The 19,794-nt window shown below is 70.9% G+C and carries 18 protein-coding genes and 4 tRNA genes; 13 read left to right on the forward strand and 9 right to left on the reverse strand.

Going from position 1 to position 19,794, the window contains the following annotated elements:
• Positions 1–111 precede the first annotated feature (111 nt).
• Positions 112–597 (forward strand): hypothetical protein, encoded by a 486-nt coding sequence (locus tag BZB76_RS18875; protein WP_121435726.1) that lies wholly within the window; start codon positions 112–114, stop codon positions 595–597.
• On the opposite strand, the gene BZB76_RS18880 is transcribed toward BZB76_RS18875, so the two are convergent.
• The 4 genes from BZB76_RS18880 to BZB76_RS18895 form a co-directional block, all read right to left on the reverse strand.
• A complete protein-coding gene (locus tag BZB76_RS18880; protein WP_121435727.1) occupies positions 584–2,473 on the reverse strand; it encodes an ATP-binding protein in 1,890 nt (629 codons plus the stop codon). The two genes, BZB76_RS18875 and BZB76_RS18880, sit on opposite strands and share 14 nt — an antisense overlap.
• Positions 2,474–2,803: 330 nt before the next feature.
• Positions 2,804–2,878 (reverse strand) — tRNA-Val (locus tag BZB76_RS18885).
• Positions 2,879–2,883: 5 nt separating this feature from the next.
• A tRNA-Cys gene (locus tag BZB76_RS18890) sits at positions 2,884–2,954 on the reverse strand.
• 40 nt (positions 2,955–2,994) lie between these two features.
• Positions 2,995–3,066: transfer RNA gene (locus BZB76_RS18895), tRNA-Gly, on the reverse strand.
• Between the two features lie 113 nt (positions 3,067–3,179).
• On the opposite strand from BZB76_RS18895, the gene BZB76_RS18900 reads away from it, so the two are divergent.
• From BZB76_RS18900 to BZB76_RS18920, 5 genes are read left to right on the forward strand one after another with little or no spacing between them, the layout of a single operon-like run.
• Positions 3,180–3,884, forward strand: coding sequence for an ArsR/SmtB family transcription factor (locus tag BZB76_RS18900; RefSeq protein WP_121435728.1), 705 nt, complete (start codon positions 3,180–3,182; stop codon positions 3,882–3,884).
• A gap of 44 nt (positions 3,885–3,928) precedes the next feature.
• Positions 3,929–4,900 (forward strand): chorismate-binding protein, encoded by a 972-nt coding sequence (locus BZB76_RS18905; protein ID WP_121435729.1) that lies wholly within the window; start codon positions 3,929–3,931, stop codon positions 4,898–4,900.
• On the forward strand, positions 4,851–5,687 hold the full coding sequence (locus BZB76_RS18910; protein ID WP_246007042.1) for an aminotransferase class IV: 837 nt from the start codon (positions 4,851–4,853) through the stop codon (positions 5,685–5,687). Before BZB76_RS18905 ends, BZB76_RS18910 begins: the two co-directional genes overlap by 50 nt.
• A 55-nt stretch (positions 5,688–5,742) precedes the next feature.
• Positions 5,743–6,951 (forward strand): CehA/McbA family metallohydrolase, encoded by a 1,209-nt coding sequence (locus BZB76_RS18915; RefSeq protein ID WP_121435730.1) that lies wholly within the window; start codon positions 5,743–5,745, stop codon positions 6,949–6,951.
• Positions 6,942–9,737 (forward strand): glycoside hydrolase family 38 N-terminal domain-containing protein, encoded by a 2,796-nt coding sequence (locus tag BZB76_RS18920; RefSeq protein WP_211343075.1) that lies wholly within the window; start codon positions 6,942–6,944, stop codon positions 9,735–9,737. Before BZB76_RS18915 ends, BZB76_RS18920 begins: the two co-directional genes overlap by 10 nt.
• Here BZB76_RS18920 and ppgK read toward each other — a convergent pair.
• Genes ppgK through BZB76_RS18935 form a run of 3 tightly spaced genes read right to left on the reverse strand, consistent with a single transcriptional unit; the run spans position 9,724 to position 11,608 of the window.
• Positions 9,724–10,515: a polyphosphate--glucose phosphotransferase gene (gene ppgK / locus BZB76_RS18925; protein ID WP_211343076.1), complete on the reverse strand. Its 792-nt coding sequence runs from the start codon at positions 10,513–10,515 to the stop codon at positions 9,724–9,726. The two genes, BZB76_RS18920 and ppgK, sit on opposite strands and share 14 nt — an antisense overlap.
• Before the next feature lie 29 nt (positions 10,516–10,544).
• A complete protein-coding gene (locus BZB76_RS18930) occupies positions 10,545–10,865 on the reverse strand; it encodes a DMT family transporter (protein ID WP_121435732.1) in 321 nt (106 codons plus the stop codon).
• Complete coding sequence (locus BZB76_RS18935; protein WP_121435733.1) at positions 10,865–11,608, reverse strand: SDR family oxidoreductase; 744 nt, start codon at positions 11,606–11,608, stop codon at positions 10,865–10,867. Before BZB76_RS18935 ends, BZB76_RS18930 begins: the two co-directional genes overlap by 1 nt.
• An 85-nt stretch (positions 11,609–11,693) precedes the next feature.
• Here BZB76_RS18935 and BZB76_RS18940 point away from each other — a divergent pair, with 85 nt between their 5' ends.
• Together BZB76_RS18940 and sthA are read left to right on the forward strand one after the other, a co-directional pair.
• Positions 11,694–12,299: a TetR/AcrR family transcriptional regulator gene (locus tag BZB76_RS18940; protein WP_246007043.1), complete on the forward strand. Its 606-nt coding sequence runs from the start codon at positions 11,694–11,696 to the stop codon at positions 12,297–12,299.
• Positions 12,300–12,330: 31 nt separating this feature from the next.
• Complete coding sequence (gene sthA, locus BZB76_RS18945; protein WP_121435735.1) at positions 12,331–13,734, forward strand: Si-specific NAD(P)(+) transhydrogenase; 1,404 nt, start codon at positions 12,331–12,333, stop codon at positions 13,732–13,734.
• On the opposite strand, the gene BZB76_RS18950 is transcribed toward sthA, so the two are convergent.
• Positions 13,731–14,138 (reverse strand): SsgA family sporulation/cell division regulator, encoded by a 408-nt coding sequence (locus tag BZB76_RS18950; RefSeq protein ID WP_121435736.1) that lies wholly within the window; start codon positions 14,136–14,138, stop codon positions 13,731–13,733. The two genes, sthA and BZB76_RS18950, sit on opposite strands and share 4 nt — an antisense overlap.
• A 239-nt stretch (positions 14,139–14,377) precedes the next feature.
• Here BZB76_RS18950 and BZB76_RS18955 point away from each other — a divergent pair, with 239 nt between their 5' ends.
• Both BZB76_RS18955 and BZB76_RS18960 read left to right on the forward strand, forming a co-directional pair.
• Positions 14,378–14,803, forward strand: coding sequence for a TIGR02611 family protein (locus tag BZB76_RS18955; protein WP_246007044.1), 426 nt, complete (start codon positions 14,378–14,380; stop codon positions 14,801–14,803).
• A gap of 59 nt (positions 14,804–14,862) precedes the next feature.
• Positions 14,863–14,934: transfer RNA gene (locus BZB76_RS18960), tRNA-Val, on the forward strand.
• Positions 14,935–15,232: 298 nt separating this feature from the next.
• Here the strand turns inward: BZB76_RS18960 and BZB76_RS18965 are convergent.
• Positions 15,233–16,456, reverse strand: a complete 1,224-nt coding sequence (locus BZB76_RS18965; RefSeq protein WP_121435737.1) for an outer membrane protein assembly factor BamB family protein — start codon at positions 16,454–16,456, stop codon at positions 15,233–15,235.
• A 322-nt stretch (positions 16,457–16,778) separates the two neighbouring features.
• Here BZB76_RS18965 and BZB76_RS18970 point away from each other — a divergent pair, with 322 nt between their 5' ends.
• The 3 genes from BZB76_RS18970 (at position 16,779) to BZB76_RS36695 (ending at position 19,620) form a co-directional block, all read left to right on the forward strand.
• Entirely contained in the window at positions 16,779–18,488 is a 1,710-nt protein-coding gene (locus BZB76_RS18970; RefSeq protein ID WP_246007045.1) for a serine/threonine-protein kinase, read from the forward strand.
• Between the two features lie 277 nt (positions 18,489–18,765).
• Entirely contained in the window at positions 18,766–19,005 is a 240-nt protein-coding gene (locus BZB76_RS34840) for a protein NO VEIN domain-containing protein (protein ID WP_170180677.1), read from the forward strand.
• A 237-nt stretch (positions 19,006–19,242) separates the two neighbouring features.
• Positions 19,243–19,620 carry a hypothetical protein gene (locus tag BZB76_RS36695; protein ID WP_420534794.1) on the forward strand — a complete coding sequence of 126 codons (378 nt, stop codon included), beginning with the start codon at positions 19,243–19,245 and terminating at the stop codon, positions 19,618–19,620.
• Positions 19,621–19,794 lie beyond the last annotated feature (174 nt).

Genomic DNA, 19,794 nt, shown 5'->3' on the forward strand with positions numbered 1-19,794 from the left:
GTCCTGATGTGCAGGCGCGCTGACCTGGGATCGGTGTGCCCGACCGCGCAGGACACCTTTTCTCCAGATCAAGGGTGAAACCGAGCCAGATCACCATGTCAGGAGACACACATGGCGCGACAAACCCCCGATCCGCAGCGGCCGACCGGTTCCACCCCCGCCCCCCGCCCGGAGGCCGGCCCGTTGTCGCACGCCGACGACATGGCCCGGGGCATCCGTTCGGTGCGTCCCACCGAGCCCACCGCGGGCCGCGCGGAACGCTCCCGACCCGGCCGTGTCGACCACGTCGACGCTCGTCCGGCGTCCGCCGAGCCCGCGGCGGACGTCCGCGCCGAGCCGGCGGCGGACGTCCGTGCCGAGCAACGGCCGCGATCTTCGAGACGGGACACCACCCGGCACCGGTTCCGCGCGGGGCGACTCTGGTTGCTCGGCGCCGGAGCGGCGGGCGGTCTCGCCCCCACGGGCCTGATTCTGCTCAGCCAGCGTCCCCCGGTCGCCGGGGCGGTGGCCGCGCTCGCGACCGTGTACATCGCCACGCTCACCACGCTCCGGGAGGTCCGTGAGGCCCGCGACCGCCGCGCCCTCAAGAAGCGGTGAGCAACTGTTGGACGAGCCCGTACTGGTGCCCGGGCAGTGGGGGATCCGCCGCCGTCCGGGCCCTGGCGGCCAGGTGGGCCGCGCGGGTGGCGTCACCCGAGAGCGCACAGGTCCGGGCCGCGCGGAGCAGCACCGGACCACTCCGGGGCGCCATGTCGATGATCTCGTCGAGTTCGTCCAGCAGATGGTCTGCCCCCTCCATGTGCGTGGCCAGAGCGAGCAGCCGCGCGGCCCGCTGTGAGGCCGGCGCGTGCCGGTCGACGTGCGCCAGGTCCATCAGAGCCTGCTGGGCCTGGCCGAGGTCCGCCCGGAACTCTCCGCGCAGCCGACGCGCCTCGACGTTGCCCAGACCGCTCTCTCTCAGCACGTTGTCCAGGGCCGTGAGCGCCGAGTGTGTGGAGCCGGTCACCCAGAACGCCCTGGCCAGCCCCATCTGCACCAGCGGATCGCCGGGTGCCCTGTAGGCCGCGGTGCTCAACTTCTCCATCGCCCCCTGGTGGTCGCCTTGCTCCAGCCGCAACTGCCCGATGGTGGCGAGCAACCGTCCGGCCTGGGGCAGGTCACCGACGTACACGTACTCCTCGGCCGCCACCCGGTAGTGTTCCTCGGCGTCTTCCAGCCGCCGCCGGTGGAAGGCGGTGTCGCCCAGCAGCGACCGTGTCTCGGCCACGATCCGCCGGTCCGGACCGGCGTTCCGCAGCGCCGCCTGGGCGTGCCAGGTCGCGCTGGGAAGGTCGTTCGCGGACATCGCCAGCCGGGCGGCGATCAGGCTGTGCTGCGGGTCGGTCGTCTCCGTGGGGACACGGACGGCCGGGATCCGGCGCAGCGCTTCGGCGATCTGCGGGAAACGCAGATCGACCCCTGCCCGGCTTCTACGGATCAGGTACTGGTTCTCCAGCCCCTGGAGCACCGACCCGGGCATCTCCCTGCGCGCGACCGTCTCCGTGACCGTGCGCGGTCTCCCTTCCGGGTCGACCAGGATTCGGCGTATCCACGTACCGACCTCGCAGGTCTGCATGCCGTGTTCGCCGGTGATGCGGTCCAGGACCGGAACGCAGTACGCCGCCAGGGCCAGCTCCGGCTCCGGGACATGCCGGGCGGAAACCGTCACCTCTTCGGGGGACAACTCGTCCCACACCGCCCCGAGGGTGATCTGCAACAACAGGGGCTCCACCGCGGATCCGCCCAGGATGTCGACCAGCCGCCCCGCCACCCCGAGGCCCAAGTCCAGACCGGACCCGTCGGTCGGCCTGACCACGGCGTCGAGCGCGCCGTCCCGGTCGAGCGGTCCGAGCACGAAAGGGTCGGTGTCTCCGAGAACGTCCCGCAGCGGACCGAGCTCATCGAGTTCCGAGGTCCGCACCGACATGAGCAGATGGACGTTCTGCACCACCGCCATGGCCTGCGCGAGCTCCTCGAGAAATCCACGGCGCTCCGCTTCGGGCAGGACATGATGCAGATGATCGACCGCCACCAGCGTGGTCTGGGGCAGGCCGCCCTGGCCGTACCGTTGCCGGCCGCGTAAGAACTCGACCAACCTCGAATCGTGTGGGGCCTCGCCTCCCTGCCAGGACGACAGCAGGGCCATGACGTAGGGGTTGCGTACCGCCGCCGCGGGCGCCGGAGGCCCGGTCACTCCGGCGCATCCCACGTCGCCGATCGGGAGGACCCGAGCGCCGTCGTCCTTCAACCGTCGGACCACTCCGGCCCGTAACAGAGACGTCTTCCCGATTCCGGGGTCCCCGGCGACGATCGTGAGACGGCCCAGCCGCCAGAGGTCCGCGACCTGGCGGATCTCCGCCTGTCGCCCGTGGAAGCGTCCCCGGTCCTCTTCCTCGAACGCCCTGACCCCCACCCACGGGCTGACCCGGTTCATGGCCACTCCCTCTCATGGCAGGCCGGCGGAACCACCCCGATGCCGAGCGGAGAGCGGTCGACGGCCGACTCGACCGGGAGTTGCTTACCACGCTGCGTCGGTGACCCACCACCCCGGGACGCATCCGGTAACAAGCACGTTCCCCTCGCGACACCCCGGCATCAAGGCCCCGGGCAGACGACCCGTAGCGATTATGGCCGACCCTTAGCGCCCGTCGCGGAGCCTTGCCACGATCGGTCATGAGGGAACCGGCATGGACGCCCCGTCGTGGTCCCCGGACACTTCGCGCGAAAAAAAGCGCGTACAAGGCCTCTGCCCTGTACGCGCGAGTGGTGGGCGATACTGGGATTGAACCAGTGGCCTCTACCGTGTCAAGGTAGCGCTCTCCCACTGAGCTAATCGCCCCTGCGAGGTGGAGACGGGATTCGAACCCGTGTGCGCGGCTTTGCAGGCCGCTGCCTCGCCTCTCGGCCACTCCACCAGAAAGAGCCTTCTGGGGTTCAGCCTGAAAGGCCCCACAGAGCGGAAGACGGGATTTGAACCCGCGACCCTCACCTTGGCAAGGTGATGCTCTACCCCTGAGCCACTTCCGCTTGCGCCTTGCGGCGACGTGGAAAACCTTAGCGTGTCCCAGGCCGTTCCCCAAACCGGTTTGTCCGGGGACGCTTCGCCGCTGGTCGAAGGACGGGCCGCCTAGGGTCGGGGCATGGGCTCGGATCTGGTGCTGAGCGCGGACTTCGCGCCGGTCGCGGCGCTGCTGGCGGACCGGGGACGCGCGGCGATGTTGACGGCGTTGCTGGACGGACGGCCGCTCGCGGCGGGGGAGCTGGCACGGGTCGCGGGGGTCGGCGCGCCGACCGCGAGCGCGCATCTGGCCCGGTTGCTGGACGGCGGCCTCGTCACCGTGGTGAAGCAGGGGCGGCATCGCTACTACACGTTGCGGGGGAGCGAGGTCGCGCAGGTGATCGAGGCGCTGTCGCGGATCGGCGCGCCGGTGGAGCCGCGGAGCCTGCGGCAGTCGCGGGACGCGCGGCGGCTGCGTGAGGCGCGGACGTGCTACGACCATCTGGCAGGGAGGGCGGGGGTGGCGCTGTTCACCGCGCTCGTGGACGGCGGGCTGATCGAGGCCGACGGTGACGACGGTTTCGCCGTGACGGTGAAGGGCGAGGAGCGGCTGTCGGCGGTGGGCCTGGACGTGGCGGCGTTGCGGCGGGCGCGGCGGACGTTCGCGTGGCAGTGCCTCGACTGGACGGAGCGACGGCCGCATCTGAACGGGGCGCTGGGGGCGGCGCTGACGGCGCGGATGATCGACCTCGGTTGGTTCGAACGGGGCACGACGCGTCGGGCGTTGGTCGTGACGGAGGTGGGGCTGGAAGGGCTCGCCGATTCGTTTGGTTGTGTACTGATGTGAATTTCGCTTTTGCGGGGGGTCTGTTCGCGACGGACCTCGCTGATGTGACGAGCGACCTGGGCGCCCTGGACTCGCGGGGCTGGTGGGCCGTGGTGGTGACCTATGAGGGGAAGGTCACGTGCGCCCGGTTCGAGAGGGTGCGCCGCGCCCCGCATCCGGACGGCGCGTGGGCCCGGCCGGGGGAGTGGCGCAGTTCGCTCGACGAGGCCGCGTACGTGGCGGGCGTCGAGAAGATCCGCGACGCGATCGCGGACGGCGTCGTCTACCAGGCCAACCTGTGCCGGGTGCTGTCGGCGGAGCTGCCCGCCGGGTCGACGATCGAGGGGCTCGGCGCGCGGCTCGCCCGGGGGAATCCGGCGCCGCACGCGATGACGGTGAAGGTACCCGGGCTGGAGGTCGCGTGCGCATCGCCCGAGCTGTATCTGGCGCGGGACGGCGACGTGGTCGAATCCCGTCCGATCAAGGGGACGGCCCGGACCCCGGACGGTTTCCTCCCGAAGGACCACGCCGAGAATGTCATGATCGTCGATCTCGTCCGGAACGATCTGGGCCGGATCGCCGAGGTCGGGTCGGTGGAGGTGCCGGGCCTGTGCGAGGTGGAGGAACATCCCGGGCTCGTCCATCTGGTGTCGACCGTCCGGGCGCGGCTGGCCGGGGGCCACGGCTGGCCGGAGCTGATCGCCGCGACGTTCCCGCCCGGGTCGGTCACGGGCGCCCCGAAGTCGAGCGCGCTGAAGCTGCTCGGAATGCTCGAACCCGTCCCGCGGGGCCCGTACTGTGGGGCCGTCGGCTGGGTGGACGCGGACTCCCGGCGCGGTGGGCTCGCGGTGGGCATCCGGAGTTTCTGGGCCGAGGAGGGCCTGCTCCGGTTCGGCACCGGCGCGGGCATCACCTGGGGGTCCGATCCGCTTCTGGAATGGCGTGAGACCGAGCTGAAGGCGGCTCGGCTTTTGGAGGTGGCGTCCGGTGACGGAGCAGGCCAGGGTCTGGCTGAACGGGGAGCTCGTCGCCCCTGAGCGGGCGATGGTGTCGGTCTTCGATCACGGTGTGCTCGTCGGCGACGGGATCTTCGAGACGGTGAAGGCGGTGGACGGCGAGCCGTTCGCGCTGACCCGGCACCTGCGGCGGCTGACCCGGTCGGCGATGGGGCTCGGCCTGCCCGCGCCCGACGAGGAGGCCGTCGCCCGCGGCACCTTCGAGACACTGGCGGCGGCGCCGCGCCGGCCGCTGGCCCGCGTCCGCATCACCTACAGCAGCGGCCCCGGCCCGCTCGGTTCGGCGCGCGGCGACGCGGGCCCCACGGTGTCGATCGTCGTGGCGCCGCAGGACCCGTTCCCGGCGACGGCGGACGTGACCGTCGTGCCGTGGCCGCGCAACGAACGCGGCGCCCTGTCCGGCCTCAAGACGACGTCGTACGCGGAGAACGTCCTGGCCCTCGCCTACGCGAAGGAACGCGGCGGCGGCGAGGCGATCTTCGGCAACACGGCGGGGAACCTCTGCGAGGGGACGGGCAGCAACATCTTCGTGGTCCTCGGCGGGCGGCTCGTCACGCCGCCGCTGTCGTCGGGCTGCCTCGCCGGGGTGACGCGCGCGCTGACGCTGGAGTGGTGCGGCGGCGAGGAGCAGGACATCGCGCTGGACGACCTGTACCGCGCGGACGAGGCGTTCCTGACGTCCACGACCCGGGACGTCCAGCCGATCCGGGCCGTCGACGGGACCGTCCTGCCGAACGCGCCGGGCCCGATCACCGCGAAGGTGATGGCGGCGTTCGCGGCCCGCGCCGCCGAGCACCTGGACCCTTGACCGGAGCCGTTCCACGTCCTAAACCCGAAGCGAGAGCCGAGGACGGGGGACGCGCATGACCGTGCATCGAGGCCGTTGGACCCTGGAGGACCGCTTGGAGCGGGGCCTGCGGGAACTGCCCTTCGACGTTCCGCCCGGCACGGCGTCGATCACGGTGGAGCTGTCCCACGAGGGCGGCGTCCTCGACCTGGGTTGCCACGGGCCGGGCGGGTTCCGCGGCTGGTCCGGTGGGGCGCGCACCCGGTACACGGTGGGTGCCGACCGGGCCACGCCCGGATATCTGCCGGGCGACCTCGAACCGGGCACCTGGCACGTCTGGCTCGGCCTGCACCGGATTCCGCCCGAGGGCGTCCCGTACGAGGTCACGATCACCACGTCCGGTTCCCGACCGCCCCGGCCGGAGGTCCCGGCGCCGCCGCCCCGGCCGGACCGTCCGCCGCGCCGGAACCTCCCCGCGCCGGACGGGACGCGGTGGTTCGCCGGTGACCTGCACTCCCACACCGTCCACAGCGACGGGACGCTCACCGTCCACGAACTGGCGTGCCTGGCCGCGTCCCGTGGGCTGAACTTCCTCGCCGTCACCGACCACAACACCGTCAGCCACCATCCCGAGCTGCCCGCCGCCGGGGCCCACGCCGGGATCACGCTGCTGCCCGGCCAGGAGGTCACCACCGACCGCGGCCACGCGAACGTGTTCGGCGCCACCGGCTGGGTCGACTTCCGGCGGCCGAGCGCCGACTGGGCCGCGTTCGCGGACGCCCGCGGCGGGTTCATGTCGGTCAACCATCCGCTGAGCGGCGACTGCGCGTGGCGGCACCCGCTGCCGGAGGCGTCCCGGCCGCCGTTCGTCGAGATCTGGCATCCGACCTGGTGGGACCGGCGCTGGGGCGCCCCGCTGGCCTGGGCGGACCTGTGGCGGCCCGCCGGGATCGTCCCCCTCGGCGGCAGCGACTTCCACGACCCGGAGCAGTTCAAGAACCTCGGCGAGCCGACCACCTGGGTCCTCGCCGAGGACGGCGGAACGGACGGCGTGCTGGCGGCGCTCGCGGCGGGCCGTACCTCGGTCTCCGCCGGGCCGGACGCGCCCGTCCTGCTCCGCGTCGACGGCGAGCTGGTCGCGGTCGACGCCGACGGGACCGTGCTGATCCGGCCGGACGGGCGCCGCACCGCGATCCGCGGCGACCATGTCCGGATACCGGCGGACGAACCGGGCATGCACCGCCTGGAGAGCCACGAGAACGAGGTGATCGCGCTGTGCGGGTAGAGACCGCGCCGGGACGGACCGCGGCGCCGGAGATCGTCGTCGTCCCCCACACCCACTGGGACCGCGAGTGGTACCTGCCGTTCCAGCGGTTCCGGCTCCGGCTCGTGTCGCTGCTCGACGCCGTCGTCGATCGGATGGAGGCCGACCCGCGCTGGCGGTTCACGCTGGACGGCCAGATGGCGGCGGTCGACGACTACCTGGAGATCCGTCCCGAGCGGCGCGACCGGGTGGCGGCGCTGGTCGCGGACGGCCGCCTCGCCGTCGGGCCCTGGCAGATCCTGCACGACGAGTTCCTGTGCTCGGGGGAGAACATCGTCCGGAACCTCGAACTCGGGATCGAGCGCGCGGAGGAACTGGGCGCGGCGATGATGGTCGGCTACCTGCCCGACCAGTTCGGACACTGCGCGCAGATGCCGCAGATCCTGCGGCTCGCGGGAATCGAGCACGCCTGCGTGTGGCGCGGCGTCCCCGACGCGGTCAGGACGCGGGCGTTCGCGTGGGAGGCGCCGGACGGCACGACCGTCCGCACCCAGTACCTCCCCGAGGGCGGCTACGGCAACGCCGCCTCGATGTTCGAGGAGTTCGGGGACGGAGCGTCCCTGGTGTCCGACCGCGCCGCCGGGTTCGTCGACGCCATGCGCCGCTGGTATCCGGACGGCGGCCCGCTGCTGGCCATGTACGGCGCCGACCACACCGCGCCCGCCGCCGACCTCGCCGACCGGGTCCGCGACGCCGGTCCCGGCATGCGGCTCGACACCCTCGCGGGCTACTTCGCGGCGCAGGACCCGTCCGTGGACGGGCTGCAGCGCGTGCGGGGCGAGCTGCGGTCGCACGCCCGCGCCAACATCCTGCCCGGCGTGATCTCGGCGCGCGTCCGGCTCAAGGAGCTGATGGGACGCGCCGAACGCCTCGTCGAACGGTACGCCGAGCCGCTGGCGGCGCTGTGGCACGCGGGCGACGCGCAAAGGTTCCTCGACCTGGCGTGGCGCAGGCTGATCGAGGTGAGCTGCCACGACTCGGTGACCGGCTGCGGCTCCGACGAGACCGCCGAGCAGGTCGCGGCGCGGATGGCGGAGGCCGAGCAGCTCGGCCGGGCCGTCTGCGACATCGTCACCGCCGAGCGCGCCGCGTCCGTGCCGCTCGGCTCGCACCTGGTGTTCAACCCGACGCCCGCGCCGCGGACCGGGCTGGTCACGGTGGACGTCCCGTCCGGCGGGGAGGAGCCCGGCCTGGTCACGGGCGGCGACGGCCGTGCCGTGCCCGTGCAGACCCTGGAGATCGCGCCGACCGTCCTGGACGACGCCGTCCATCCCGCGTCCGAACTGCCGATCGTGCTGGAGCGCGTGTACGGGCGGGTGCTGTTCGGGCAGGAGATCCGCGACTGGTCGGTGTCACGGGACGACCGCACGCTCACCTTCCACGTCACCGCCCGCGCCGGCACGCCGTTCGACATCGGCGACGTCCGGGCGGCCCTGAGCGGGGCGGAGGGGGAGTGGCGCGTCCGGATCCTGGCCGACCCGCGCCGCACCGTCGCCGCGCTCGTCGACGTGCCGCCGCTGGGCCTGACCACCTTGAACCCGGTTCCGTCGTCCAGGGAACCGGGTGGCGACGCGGGCGGGCCCGTCACGGCCCGGGAGAGCGTCCTGGACAACGGCCTGCTGCGCGCCGAGATCCACGCCGACGGGACGCTCGGGCTGCGCACGCCGTCCGGCCGTGTCGTGGAGGGCGTCGGACGCGTCGTCGACGGCGGCGACCTCGGCGACACCTACAACCACGCGCCACCCGCTCACGACCGGCTCGTCGGTGACCCGTCGAGCGTCCACGTCGAACTCGTGGGGAGCGGACCGCCCTCCTGTGGGGGGACGACCCCCCACGCCCCCCGGAAGGGCCTTTTGCTCGCCGCGTACGACATCGTCAGGACCTACCGGTGGCCCGCGTCCGGGGACGTCGACGGTGACGCGAGATCGGAGGCCGAGGAGGACGTGACCGTCACGACCCGGGCCGAACTCCGCGCGGGCGAACCGTTCCTGCGGTTGCGGGTCACGTTCGACAACCGCTGCGAGGACCACCGGGTCAGGTTCCATCTGTCGCTGCCGCGCACGGCCCGCGCGTCGTTCGCCGAGGGCCAGTTCGCGATCACCGAGCGGGGGCTGACGGCCGAGGGCGGTTTCGGGGAGCGTCCCGTGCCGACGTTCCCCGCGTCCGGGTTCGTCGCCGCCGGGGGCCTGGCCGTCCTGCTGGAGCACGCCACCGAGTACGAGGTCACCGGCGCCGGACGGGAGCTGGCGCTGACCCTCCTGCGCTCGGTCGGCCACCTGTCGCGGAACCGCAACGCCTACCGCGACCAGCCCGCCGGCCCGCAGCTCCCGACCCCGGGCGCCCAGTGCCCCGGCGAGCGGACGGCCGCCTTCGCGGTCCTGCCCTACGACGGGGAACGGCCCGGCGCCGACGTCCTGCGGGCCGCCGAGTCGTACCGCAACGACCTGCTCACCGCCGCCGGATACGGGCCCGTGACCGCGACGCCCCCGCCGCCCCGGACCGGGGTCGAGATCTCCGGCGACGGCGTCGTGCTGACCTCGCTCCGCAACCGCGACGGCTGGATCGAGACGCGGCTGGTCGCCCAGACCGCCGAGCCGGTCACGGCCGTGCTGCGGGGCCCGTTCACCGCCGCCGTCCGTGTCGGCCTGCGCGGACGGCCGGGGCCGCCGGTCGACGTCCACGACGGCACGGCCACGCTGGCGCTGCGCCCGTGGGAGATTGCGACCGTGCGCCTCAGGCGGACCTGATCCGGGCGCCGGCACCCGGGCGAGCGGCGCCCTCATGCGCGGCGGCCGCGGCCATGGCGGCGCCCACGATCCCCGCGTTGTTCACCAACCGCGCCGGGACGATCTCCGCGCGGACGCCCTCGATCAGCGGGACGAAGTGCGCGGACCGCTTGCTCACCCCGCCGCCCAGAATGATCAGTGATGGGGAGACCAGCGCCTCCAGATGCCGCAGGTACTCGCTCAGCCGTTTGGCCCACTTCGTCCAGCCGAGCCCCTCTTCGTCGCGGGCCTTGGCGGACGCCCGCTCCTCCGCATCCCGCCCGTTCAGCTCCAGATGCCCGAACTCGGTGTTGGGCACGAGGACGCCGTCCGTGAACAGGGCGCTGCCGATGCCCGTTCCCAGCGTGAGCACCACGACCGTCCCGCGTCGTCCGCGCCCGGCGCCGAGCCGCATCTCCGCGATTCCGGCGGCGTCCGCGTCGTTGAGCACCGTCACCTGCCGCCCGGTCGCCTCCGCGATCATGGACGCGGCGTCCAGCCCGATCCAGCGCTTGGACACGTTCGCCGCCGACAGCGCCACACCGTCGATCACCACGCCCGGATAGGTGACGCCGACCGGCCCGTCCCACCCGAAATGCTCCACGATCTCGGCGAGGACCTTCACCACCGCCTTCGGCTTCGACGGTTGTGGTGTGGGGACCCGGAACCGTTCCCGAGCGAACGAACCGTCCGAAAGGTGGACCGGCGCGCCCTTGATCCCCGACCCGCCGATGTCGATTCCCAGCATCATCCTCGCCATGACATCACTGTGCCCGTTCCGCGCCGGGCCTACGAGTCCTCCACGAGTTGCAGACCGATGACGCCGACGAGGATGACCGAGAGGAACAGCACCCGCGCGGGCGACGTGCTCTCGCCGAGCGCGATCATCCCGGCCAGCGCGACGCCGACCGCGCCGAGCCCGACGAAGATCGCGTACGCCGTGCCGACCGGCAGCGTCCGCAGCGACAGGGACAGCACCACCACGCTGAGCACGGCGACCGAGAGGCCGATGACCGTCGGCCAGAGCCTGGTCAGCCCGTCCGACTCCTTCAGCGCCGTCGCCCACACCAACTCCATGAGCGAGGCGACGATCAGAAACACCCAGGCCATCAGGCCGCGTACCCCCCGTCCACGGCGATCGCCGCTCCCGTCACGAAGTCGCCGCCGGGACCGGCCAGGTGCGCGACCGTCGCGGCGATCTCCTCCGGGCGACCGTAACGGCCGAGCGCCGTGAAGCCGCGTTCGAACTCGGCGTCCGGCGAGTCGGCCGGATTCATCTCGGTGTCGGTCGATCCCGGTTGGACCACGTTCGCCGTGATCCCGCGCGGGCCGAGGTCGCGGGCGAGGCCCCGGGTCAGGCCGGTCAGCGCCGACTTGCTCATCGCGTACAGCGTCCAGTCCGGGTAGGGGACGCGTTCGGCGAGGCTGCTGCCGATGTTGATGATCCGCCCGCCCGGACCGAGGTGCCGGGCCGCCGCCTGCGCCGCCACGAACGCCGCCCGCACATGGACGGCGAGGGTCAGGTCGAGTTCCTCCGTCGTGACGTCCGCCAGCGGCCCGTACGGCGCGATCCCGGCGTTGTTGACCAGGATGTCGAGCCGCCCGAACTCCGCCGCGGCCCGGTCGACGGCCCCGGCGACTGCCACCGGGTCGGCCGCGTCCGCCGCGATCGCCAGGCCGCGCCGTCCGACCGCCTCGATCTCGCGCACGACCTCGGCGGCCCGCTCCCCGGCACGAACGTAGGTCACCGCGACGTCGGCGCCGCCCCGGGCCAGCCGCAGCGCGATCGCGGCGCCGATGCCGCGCCCGCCGCCGGTGACCAGGGCCGCCTTCCCGGCGAGGTCCTCGGTCATCGCATCCCCCTTAACTGGAAGTTTCTCCGGTTAGAGAGGTTAACCGGAGAAGTCTCCGGATACAACTCCGATACGCTGCCGTACCGTGCCGAGAGGAACCGAGATGCACGTCGTGGGCAACCCGCCCGCCGAACGCGCCGACGCGGCGGCCAACCGGCGCCGCATCCTGCGCGCGGCCGCCGACCTGCTCGCCACCGGCGGCCCCGAGGCCGTCACCATGGACGAGGTCGCCCGCGCCGCCGGGGTCGGCGTCGGCACCGTCTACCGCCGCTTCGGCGACCGCGCCCGCCTCGTCCACGCCCTGATCGACGACCTGGAGCGCGACTTCCAGTCCGCTTTCATCACCGGCCCGCCACCACTCGGCCCCGGGGCGCCCCCGGCCGACCGCCTGCGCGCCTTCCTGCACGGCCTCGCCGACCGCACCGACGCCCAGGCCGACCTCCTCTTCATGGCCGAATCCGGCCCCGCCGACGCCCGTTTCCGGGACGGCTCCTACGCGCTCTACCACCGGCACGTCGCGATGCTCCTCGGCCCCGGCGACGACACCGTGTACCTCGCCGACGCGCTCCTGGCCCCGTTCGCCGCGAACCTGTTCCTCCACCAGCGCCGCACCCGCGGCCTGTCCCTCGACCGCATCAAGGCAGGTCTGGACGCACTGATCGAAGGCCTCATCCTCACCCGGGGCCTTTAACGGGACGCCCACCGCCCGCCAGACTGGGAACGTGAACGACTACGATCTCCTCGTCCTCGGCTCGGGCCCCGGCGGGCAGCGCGCCGCCATCGCCGCCGCGAAACTGGGCCGCAAGGTCGGCATCGTCGACCGCCGCGAAATGATCGGCGGTGTCTGCATCAACACCGGAACGATCCCGTCCAAGACCCTCCGCGAGGCCGTCCTGTACCTCACCGGCCTCAACCAGCGCGAACTCTACGGACAGAGCTACCGGGTCAAGGACGACATCACGGTCGCCGACCTCGGCATGCGGACCCAGCACGTCATCGGCAAGGAGACCGACGTCGTCCGCAACCAGCTCGCCCGCAACCGCGTCACCGTCCTGCCCGGCCACGGCCGGTTCCTCGAACCGAACACCATCGGGATCAGCAGCCCCGGCGACCGCGAGCACAAGGTCACCGCCGACCGCGTCGTCATCGCCACCGGCACCCGTCCCGCCCGCCCCGACACCGTCGCCTTCGACGACCGGACGATCATCGACTCCGACGGCATCATCAACATGGAGCGCATCCCCGAGACCATGGTCGTCGTCGGCGCCGGCGTGATCGGCATCGAGTACGCCTCGATGTTCGCCGCCCTCGGCACCAAGGTCACCGTCGTCGAGCGCCGCGAGCGGATGCTCGACTTCTGCGACCTGGAGATCGTCGAGGCGCTCAAGTACCACCTGCGCGATCTGGCCGTCACGTTCCGGTTCCGGGAGAGCGTCGCGTCCGTCGAACGGATGCCGCAGGGGGCGATCACCGTCCTGGAAAGCGGCAAGCGCATCCCCGCCGACACCGTCATGTACTCCGCCGGACGGCACGGCATGACCGACGAACTCGCCCTGGACGCCGCCGGCCTCACCGCCGACCACCGCGGCCGGATCAAGGTCGACGAGAACTACCGCACCGACGTCCCGCACATCTACGCCGTCGGCGATGTGATCGGCTTCCCGTCCCTCGCCGCCACGTCCATGGAACAGGGCCGTCTCGCCGCCCACCACGCCTGCGGCGAGCCCGTCTCGGAGATCCACGAGACCCAGCCCATCGGCATCTACACCATCCCCGAGATCAGCTTCGTCGGCCGCACCGAGGACGCCCTCACCGAGGCGAAGACCCCCTTCGAAGTAGGCGTGTCCCGCTACCGCGAACTGGCCCGCGGCCAGATCATCGGCGACTCCTACGGGATGCTGAAACTCCTCGTCTCACCCGACGACCGGCGCCTGCTCGGCGTCCACGTCTTCGGCACCGGAGCCACCGAACTCGTCCACATCGGCCAAACCGTCATGGGCTGCGGAGGAACCGTCGACTACCTGGTCAACGCGGTCTTCAACTACCCGACACTCGCCGAGTCCTACAAAGTCGCCGCCTTGGACGCCATGAACAAGATGCGCCACATCGCACGCCTGTCGTCCTAGGACGGCCAGAGCAGGTTCTCCAGCTCCGCGTCGATGTCGATGAACTCGCTCTCCTCGCCCGCCGGAACGGCCTGGTACGTCCGGTGCAGAAAGTCGGCCAGCGGCGACAGCGGCACGTCGAACAACGCGTCCCCGAACGGGGACGACAGCGCGATGTGAAGCGTGCCGTCATCGGATCCCGGCCAGACCTCGACGTCCCCGTCCCCGACCCTCCGCACGATGCCGACCGTGAGCAGCTCCCTCGCGAAGATCCACTCCACCGGCTCGTCATCACCCACATAGAAGGCCATCCGGATCGCGTACGGGTCGTCGGCCGCGTACTCCAACCCGGCGAGCAGGGGAACGGTCGTGCGGTCGGGGACGACGAGTCGAAGGCCCAGCTGCGCTGAGACGGTGGTGTTCATAGGCCCAATCCCTCTGACGTCGGTCCCGCGTTCGGGGCTCCCCGGTGAGTGCTTCCCCTTCTCACCGACATCCCCGCGAACTATGACGCCTAACTGCCTGATCTCCTCCGAACATTCCACCGACCCGGTCTTCTGTGACCCATATCACCGCCCTGACCTGCGCAAAGACGGATCTTCCACCCTCCGTCCCCACCCGTGGCACGCGCCTCCTGACCACCGTCCTGCCGTACAGTAAAGCCGTGGCAATCAAGAACGAAGAGGCGGCCCCGCCACCCGCGCCGCGCCGCGTCCACCGGTTCCGCGCACGCATCCGCCGCAACAGGCTCCTCAACACCGTCTGGCGCCTCGGCGTCTTCGTCGTCGGCACCACCGTCATGCTCGGCGGCCTCGTCATGATGGTCACCCCCGGCCCCGGCCTCCTCGGCATCATCGTCGGCCTCGCCATCCTCGCCACCGAGTTCGCCTGGGCCCAACGCGCCCTCCACCGCGCCCGAGCCGCCGCCGACCGCGCCAAGGAAAAGGCCCTCGACCCCCGCACCCGCCGCCGCAACCTCATCCTCGGCGCCCTGGCCACCGCCCTCGCCGCCGGCGCCATCACCGCCTACCTGTCCATCTACGGCTTCGTCGTCCCCTGGGCCATCGACGACCCCACCTTCTGGACCTGACCCCCCCGGATAACGATGCACGCCCCACCCCGGAAATGCGCTAGAGTTTGCGACGTCCAGGGCGATTAGCTCAGTGGGAGAGCGCTTCGTTCACACCGAAGAGGTCACTGGTTCGAACCCAGTATCGCCCACTCTGGACCTGGGACCGGCATGGTCAGCGACTCCGTCGCTTTCCCCGCCGGTCCTTCGTCATTTCCCCCGGAGACGACCCGGACTCCCGAAGTGGGGGGCTCCGCCCCACGCCCCTGCGGGTGCGGGTGGTTGATCAGCTGTGGTGCCCGCCTTGGGGCTTGGGTACGGCGGTTTGGTCGCTTTCCCCGTCCTCCGAGGGGCGACCCCTGGACCCCGAGGTGGAGGCTCCGGACGTTCCGGCGGCGGTGGCTGGGGCTCGGAACCGGCCTGGCCAACGCAGGCGGAACGCGCGTGGCCTCAACGAAGGTCGAAGGCCATGGTCCGGTTGCGATCCTGGACCACCAGGACGCCGTCACCGATGGTCACGTCACGGCCCCAGGAGTCGCTGACAGCGCCGGTGAGCGTCGCGGCGGTGCGGCCACGGCGCAGGTCGATCACGGCCAGCCCGGGCCGCTGGGAGATCGGGGCGAAGAGCAGTCCACCGGAGGCGGCCGAGGCTGAGAGAATGGGCGGGTTCGGGGTCGGTTCGGTCCAGTCCACCGTTCCGTCGGCCATCCGGTAGGCGGTCACCCGCCCCTGTGCGGCGATCAGCAACCGGCTGTCCACCACCGTGAAAGTCGCGCCGTCGTGCCAGCGTGGGGAGGGACGGGACCACAGCGGTTTTCCGTCGGCCGCCCGATGGCCACTGAGGCGACGCCGATCGGTGATCACCACGCGTTCGTCGGCGATGCCGAGAACCGTCCGTTCGGGCAGCTCGACGGCGTCCGGTCCGGGTTCGGCCCGGTCTGTGATCTTCCAGAGTGGGCTGCCGTCCTCGAGCCGCAGTGCGCTGACCTGCGTGACGGTCTCACTGGCGCTCAAGCCTCGGGTGGGATCAGCCGGGTCGGTGGAGGCGACCACCACCCCGTCACCGGTCACGGCGTGCTGGAACCGCGCGGTGACAGGACTGCGCCACAGCGACGCGCCGTCACGCAGCCGGACACGCGTCAGCCGGTCGGGCGTGATACCCACGGCCGTACCGTCGCCAAGGATCCGTGCGGGGCGTGGGAGCCCGCAGGCCGATGCACGTCCGGTCTCCAGGTCGAACGCTGCGAAGGTGCTGAGGCCCGTCTGACCGGTCGAAGCCGTCAGTACATCGGCGCTCGCCGGGCCGCCGCGGGAAAAGGAGCCCGGGCGCTGCCACATCACCTTGCCGTCCCGCAGGCGGAGCACGCCCATGTGGTGCCGAGTCGGGACTCCGTAGTCGGGCTCGGGATCGCTGCCCCCGGTCACCGGCACGACCCCATGCCGGGGCGTGCCGACCGCGCCGGACGCTTCGACGATGTCGTGCTCGGCGACCCAGCGCAGCCGGCTCACGTAGCGGTCACCGGTGAAACGTGTGTTGGTCGGGGCGGCGGAGCGTAATCTTCCCTCGTCACTGGGGTGCCGCCGGCACGTGTCCTCGGCCGAGTGTTCCCGCGCACCGCCGCAACCAGCGATCACGAGGCACCCCACGACCGAGTACAAGATCAGTCTTTTCATCGCGCCAGTGTAGGAAGCGGCCCCGGACAAGTCTGCGCTTCGACCATGGAGCCTTGCTCTCGCCAGCCGGATCCGGCGACGGTGTCGAGGCGACCGGCGGGGACAACGAGGCTGAGTGGCGCACCGACGGGTACGGTTCTGCTGATTGAGGCTGGGGACGTTGTCGGAGTTCTCCACACGTTGGCTCCGTTCAGAACGCCGTTACTGTTAACGCCTCATCCTTGGACCCCCTCCGGCGTTTGGCGGGATTGCTGACGGATCTCTACAACCGTGACCACGTGCGGTGTAACTTTGCCCCATAACGGGGTTCTTGGGAGGGCTGTTGCCGTCGGAGCAGACGATCATCGGGGGTCGTTACGAACTCGAAGCGCTTCCGATCGGCCAGGGCGGCATGGGTCAGGTCTATGTCGGCTACGACCAGCGTCTGGACCGCAAGGTCGCGGTCAAGCTCATCCGGTTCCCCTATGGCGAGTACGACGAGGAGCTGGTGAAGCGCTTCCGTCATGAGGCTCGCATCATGGCGAAACTGGAGCATCCCGGAGCGCCGTCGGTCTATGAGGCCGACGTGCATGACGACCCGCAGCGCGGCCCCCAGCCGTACCTGGTCATGCAGTACATCGACGGGATCACTGTCGACGATCTACAGGCGGAGCACGGTCCGCTCCCGGTGGGCTGGGCGGCCGCGATAGCCGCGCAGGTCGTCGCTGTTCTACATGCGGCACACGGGCGCGGGATCTTCCACCGTGATCTCAAGCCGTCCAACCTGATGCTGTGCCCGGACGGCACAGTGAAGGTGCTCGACTTCGGGCTGGCCATGTTCCACGACCCGGAACTGACGCGGCTGACACGCACCGGCGTTCTGTTGGGCACCCCGTCCTACATGTCCCCGGAACAGGTACGTGGAGCGGCGGTCGGGCCGCAGTCGGACTTCTACTCCCTCGGTCTGGTCTTACACGAAATGCTGACCGGCAGCCGGCTGTTTGACGGCTCGACCGAGTATGCGGTTCTCGAACAGCAGGTCAACGAACCGCCGAGCCCCGTCCGCGCTCACCGCGAGGACGTACCTGCCGAGCTGGATGCGCTGATTCTTCGGATGCTGTCCAAACGGGCCGAGGATCGTCCCTCCGACGCGGTCGGCCTCCACGCGGAGCTGAAGCGGCACGCAACCGATTTGCCCCTTCTCGTCGGCGTGATAAACGCGGAACCCAGCTCGATACGCATGTACGCTGACGTGCTCGTCCAGATCTCCCGGGAACATCAGCCGGCCAGGTTCCCCGCACTGAGCCCACAGCCGGACTCGGTGTCGACGGACTTCAGCCGTGGTGACCTACAGCGCGTTCGCGCCCAGGCCGAGAGTCTCGCCAGTGCGTCCCGGTACGGGCAGGCGGTGGAGGTGCTGGAAACCGTGCTGGCCCTGGCCGGCCGGGTGCTCGGTTCCCGGGACGCGGACGTCCTACAACTCCGGATCTGTTTGGCGGAGGTGCTGTTCGAAGGCGGTGACTACCGCCGTGCGGCACCGGCCTTCGGAGATCTCGTCCGGGATGTCGCCGGGCGGTATGGGCCGCGTGATGACCGCGTGTTGCTCTGCCGTCGCCAGGAGGCGATGTCACTCGCGCTTCTCGGCGAAACCGGGCAGGCCATCATGCTTCTGCGGAGGCTGCTCGCGGACGAGGAAGAGATCTACGGCCCTAACGAGCCGTCCGTGTTCGAGCTCCGGCGCCAGATCGGACTTCTTGAACTGGGCGCCGGCGACACCGATGGCGGAACCGTTCTCCCGGCAGACCTCACCGAGACCTACGGACCGCCCGCTGCTCGACGAGGACCGGCTGGCCTCCGGCGCCCAGGATTTCTCCGTCAGCTGGAGCATCGAGAACGGTCTCGCCGCCCACGTCGCAGAAATCCGCGCCCCGCCTCGCACGCCAGAACGACAGCACCCGGACCATGGTGCGCCGCCGCCTCCTCCAAGGCATCAACTACTGGGACGCCCGGCACGCCGAACTCCTGGACGCCGAGCAGACCGGCCGCAAACTGAAGATCAGCCCGGAGACGGCCTACCGGCGCGCCCGCGAACTCGAAGGACGCCTCGAGCGCCGCATGGCCGATCTAGACCGTGCCGAACTCCTCCAGGTTCGTACCCGGTCGCGGCCGATGCGGCGCTCGTCGTCTCGCAGGGGGCTTCCTCGACCGCCTGTCCGGCCTCCGCGGCGGTCCGCCCGACGCCTACGCCCGCGACACGGCCGAAGTCGAACGCCGCGCCGTCGCACGTGTCCTCGAAGAGGAGCGCAAGCTCGGCCGCATCCCCGAGGAGAATGCCGCACAACAACCCCGGCTTCGACATCCGATCCCGGAACATCGACGACCACTGGGTGTTCATCGAGGTCAAGGGACGGATCCACGGGGCCAAGGACTTCTACGTCACACGCACGGAAATCCTCACCGGTAAGAACTCCGGCCCGAACTACCGGCTCGCGCTCGTCAGCGCCCATCCGGCCGCCCTGAAACACGACGTCTGCACTAGTTTAGGCACGTGGACTTCTGTGAAGTCGTAGCCACGGAACTGGTCGGCGACCGGCAAGAGGATGCGAATCGAGGAGGGGCATCGGTACGCGCAGGGAGCCTGCCGGTCGGTCCCAAGAAGAAGTTCGTAAGAAGTCGCGCTCCCACTCGACAGTAGCGGCCATTCGGGCCTGCAGGAGGTCGATCCATCACGCCACCCGCCTGCCCTGGATCTGTGATGGGCACGCCGTCCGCTCGCCGCCTGCCACGCCGTTCTGTTCGTCCAGCTCGTGGGTGGCCCGTCTTTCCGCCTGGACGAGTCCGACCGGGCGACCGAACGCAAGCGCCTGCTTAACATGATCGATCGCCTCGTCAATTGGGATAACTGCAACGACAAGGCCCTGAACGAAAAGGCCCGCAAAGTGATCTGGAGGACTTGCGACGGCCACCCCAAGCCCTTCCTGGCCTACTTTGCCGACGGCGGCTTGATCCCGCTGGAAGCGCAGCGCCTTGGCTTCGAGGGCCACGCCTCTGACCTGAGCCCCTGCACGTTCGTATCAACAATGGCCCTCACCGAGGTCCCGCCGAAGTGGGCTGGTAAGCCTCCGTCTTCCCGGGGCCGCCGAGAGCGTCTCGGCGACTGGCCCGGCGTCGCCGGTCTGGCGTAGGAGGTCCGCCGCGACGGGTAAACGTATGCGTGACGAGGCGGAATGGCGCAAAGGTTACCTTCTATCCGAGGCCTGAACTGGACGAGGGTACCGAAACCACCGTCATCACCTGGAACTGGGACCGTACCGTAACACGCCCCATATCCGCCTCATCTGGGGACACTCGTGACGGCA

Origin of the sequence: Actinomadura pelletieri DSM 43383 (assembly GCF_003634705.1) — a bacterium.
In the GTDB taxonomy this organism is placed as follows: domain Bacteria; phylum Actinomycetota; class Actinomycetes; order Streptosporangiales; family Streptosporangiaceae; genus Spirillospora; species Spirillospora pelletieri.